The sequence below is a fragment of the Vibrio sp. OPT46 genome (genome assembly GCF_015163535.1).
GTDB lineage: Bacteria > Pseudomonadota > Gammaproteobacteria > Enterobacterales > Vibrionaceae > Vibrio > Vibrio alginolyticus.
On the sequence record NZ_JADDYG010000485.1, the window covers coordinates 9,202 to 12,686 of the forward strand.

Annotated in this window: 3 protein-coding genes; all 3 read left to right on the forward strand. The window is 45.1% G+C overall.

Annotated elements, in window-relative coordinates; translation table 11 throughout:
* Positions 1-781, forward strand: a 781-nt coding sequence (locus IQR33_RS20500; RefSeq protein WP_193843989.1) for a putative bifunctional diguanylate cyclase/phosphodiesterase, incomplete at its 5' end; no start/stop codon positions are given.
* A gap of 212 nt (positions 782-993) precedes the next feature.
* Entirely contained in the window at positions 994-2,187 is a 1,194-nt protein-coding gene (locus tag IQR33_RS20505; RefSeq protein WP_005375095.1) for a glycine C-acetyltransferase, read from the forward strand.
* Between the two features lie 44 nt (positions 2,188-2,231).
* Positions 2,232-3,263, forward strand: a complete 1,032-nt coding sequence (gene tdh / locus IQR33_RS20510) for an L-threonine 3-dehydrogenase (RefSeq protein WP_005383983.1) — start codon at positions 2,232-2,234, stop codon at positions 3,261-3,263.
* Positions 3,264-3,485: the final 222 nt, after the last annotated feature.

Here is a 3,485-nt window from a genome sequence, read left to right on the forward strand (position 1 = left end):
CTTGCAACGCTATTTGGATCTGGAAAATCGTCTGAGAAGTGCGATCTCCAATCAGTTGTTAGAACTGTATTATCAGCCAATTATTGAGCTGAGTAGTGGTAAAATCGTAGGGGCAGAAGCGCTAATGCGTTGGAATGATGACAAGTACGGATTCGTAAACCCTGAAGAGTTTATCTCTATTGCAGAGAAAAATGGTTTAATTCATCAAATTGGTGAGTTTGCTATTCAACAAGCGTGTCGACAAGCGGCACAATGGCAAAGTCTGACTCCGTTGTTTGTTTCTGTAAACTTTTCTAGTGTTCAATTTAGGTACTGCGAGCGCTTACTTACGTTTATTAAACACAGCCTTGAGGAGTCTGGTCTTCCGTCAGATAAGTTCGATATTGAAGTGACAGAAAGTCTCCTCTTTAATCACGATTCTGAGCTATTAGACATGCTTAATAACTTACGAGCGTTAGGCACCAAACTTACTATTGATGATTTTGGTACTGGTTATTCTGCGCTGAGTTACTTGCAGAAGTTTCCGTTCGACCGCTTAAAGATTGATCGTAGCTTTATGCAAAATATGTTCGAGAACGACTCAGACCGCGAGCTTGTGAACGTAATCATAGCAATGGCGAAAGCGCTGGATCTTAAGATCGTCGCAGAAGGCATCGAAGAACAGCGTCATGTGGATTACCTGAAAAACCTAAACTGTGAGTTCGGACAAGGTTTCCACTATAGCCGACCATTACCTGCTAAGGACTTTGAAGCACTTTTGGCTAAGCCTACCTGGCTATAATTCCTTTTATAACAACCTCATAGAAAAGCATTAATTGAATTTGTGCCTAGGATTCATTAATGCTTTTCCACCTTAAGGTATAATCCTTCCTCCTTCCTTGAATTACACTACAATTAATTGATGAGTGATAGCCCGTGACGCCCGTCACATAAAGGCTAAGCCTAATTCTAAACGAGTAAATACTCGCCAAAATAACTAGGAAGGAATTTCAAATGTCTTCTGCATTCTACCAACAGATTCAGCAGCAAATCGAAGAAGTAAAGGCGGAAGGCCTTTACAAATCAGAGCGTGTCATTACGTCTCAACAGCAAGCGGCTGTTAAAATCTCTACTGGTGAAGAAGTACTAAACTTCTGTGCGAACAACTACCTTGGTCTTGCTAACCACCCGGCACTTATCGAAGCGGGTAAAGCAGGCATGGACGAGCACGGCTTTGGTATGGCTTCAGTACGTTTTATCTGTGGTACGCAAGACATCCACAAAGAGCTTGAGCAGAAGCTTTCTAAGTTCCTAGGTAAAGAAGATACGATTCTTTACACATCATGTTTCGACGCAAACGCGGGCCTATTTGAAACTATTCTAGGCAAAGAAGACGCAATCATCTCTGACGCTTTAAACCACGCGTCAATCATCGACGGTGTTCGTCTATGTAAAGCAATGCGTTTCCGCTACTCAAACAACAACATGGAAGAGCTAGAGCAACAACTGATCGCTGCGAAAGAAGCAGGTGCTCGCCACATTCTTATCGTAACGGACGGTGTGTTCTCAATGGACGGCGTAGTAGCAAACCTTCCGGCTATCTGTGACCTAGCAGAGAAGTACGGCGCGTTGACTATGGTTGATGACTCTCACGCTGTTGGCTTCATGGGCAAAACAGGTGCAGGTACGCACGAGCACCACAACGTAGTTGACCGTATCGACATCATCACTGGTACGCTAGGCAAAGCAATGGGCGGCGCTTCAGGCGGTTACACATCTGGTAAAGCGGAAGTGATTGACTGGCTACGTCAGCGTTCTCGTCCATACCTATTCTCTAACTCTGTTGCACCAGCAATCGTAAGCGCTTCTATCCGCGTTCTAGATCTACTAGAAGAGAGCGGTGACCTACGTGATCGTCTATGGGAAAACGCAGCACACTTCCGTACTCGTATGGAAGACGCTGGTTTCACAATGGGTGGTGCTGACCACGCAATCATTCCGATCATGCTTGGTGACGCAAAAGTAGCAGCAGAATTCGCAGAGCGTGCGCTGGAGAAAGGCATCTACGTAATCGGCTTCTCATTCCCTGTAGTACCAAAAGGTCAAGCACGTATCCGTACTCAAATGTCTGCGGCGCACTCTCGCGAGCAGCTAGACCGTGCAATCGACGCGTTCATCCAAGTTGGTAAGGACATGGGTCTTATTTAAGATTCTAGGCCTTAGACAATAGGGCCTTTAATTAAGGTTACATTATGAAAATTAAAGCATTATCAAAGCTAAAGCCTGAAGAAGGCATCTGGATGACTGAGGTTGATAAACCAGAAGTTGGCCATAACGACATTCTGATCAAAATTAAGAAAACCGCTATCTGTGGTACAGACGTACACATCTACAACTGGGACGAATGGTCACAAAAGACAATTCCAGTGCCTATGGTTGTTGGTCACGAATACGTGGGTGAAGTGGTTGCGATTGGTCAGGAAGTTCGTGGCTTTGAAATCGGTGACCGCGTATCTGGCGAAGGTCACATCACGTGTGGTCACTGTCGTAACTGTCGTGGCGGCCGTACTCACCTATGTCGCAACACGATTGGTGTGGGCGTTAACCGTGAAGGTGCATTCGCTGAATACCTAGTGATCCCAGCGTTCAACGCGTTCAAGATCCCTGAAGGCATCTCTGACGATCTAGCGTCTATCTTTGACCCGTTTGGTAACGCAGTACACACAGCACTTTCTTTCGACCTAGTAGGCGAAGACGTGCTTATCACAGGTGCTGGCCCAATCGGTATCATGGCAGCAGCGGTTGCTAAACACGTTGGTGCTCGCCACGTAGTGATCACAGACGTGAACGAATACCGTCTAGAACTTGCTCGTAAGATGGGTGTAACACGCGCAGTAAACGTGGCTGAAGAGAAGCTAGAAGACGTAATGGCTGAGCTAGGCATGACAGAAGGCTTCGACGTTGGTCTAGAAATGTCTGGTAACCCAGCAGCATTCAACTCAATGCTAACCACAATGAACCACGGTGGTCGCATTGCACTACTAGGTATTCCACCGTCAGACATGGGTATCGACTGGAACCAAGTTATCTTCAAAGGCTTGGTGATCAAAGGTATCTACGGTCGCGAAATGTTCGAAACTTGGTACAAGATGGCTTCACTGATCCAATCTGGTCTGGATCTATCGCCAATCATCACGCACCACTACAAGATTGATGATTTCCAAGAAGGCTTCGACGTAATGCGCAGCGGCATGTCAGGCAAGGTTATTCTTGATTGGGAATAACTTATTCAAGTAAGAAATGCGCTCCTTTTTGGGGCGCATTTTTGTTTCATGAAGATTTTTGTTTCGGGAAGAAATGGTCGCCAATCTTTTCTAAACTTCTCGTATCGTTCTGCTACTTTTTTAGATTTTTTCCACTCAACTTCACCCTACCTTCTAACTCATTGTCGATTCTATATTTGGAATAAGATAATAACCATTTGTTTTTAGTGGTTATTTTTTAGC